Origin of the sequence: Aliivibrio finisterrensis (genome assembly GCF_008933155.1) — a bacterium.
GTDB lineage: Bacteria > Pseudomonadota > Gammaproteobacteria > Enterobacterales > Vibrionaceae > Aliivibrio > Aliivibrio finisterrensis.
Window position 1 is genome coordinate 1 of record NZ_WBVP01000142.1, and the last position, 213, is coordinate 213.

1 tRNA gene is annotated in these 213 nt (G+C 43.7%); it reads right to left on the reverse strand.

Annotated features, from left to right (window positions below):
* Positions 1–130 precede the first annotated feature (130 nt).
* Positions 131–206, reverse strand: a tRNA-Ala gene (locus tag F8B77_RS17435).
* Positions 207–213 lie beyond the last annotated feature (7 nt).

Consider the following 213-nt stretch of genomic DNA (forward strand, 5'->3'; position numbering starts at 1 on the left):
TAACTCGTAAGTTAGTTAAATCAGTCAGCTTTCCAAATTGTTAAAGAGCAATTGTTTTTCAACCTAAAAAAGGTTTCGAAACCATTTTTAAAGACTCTCATCGGCTTTTGCTTCAAAGAACGCTTAAAGATGGTGGAGCTATGCGGGATCGAACCGCAGACCTCTTCGCTGCCAGCGAAGCGCTCTCCCAGCTGAGCTATAGCCCCACATGAC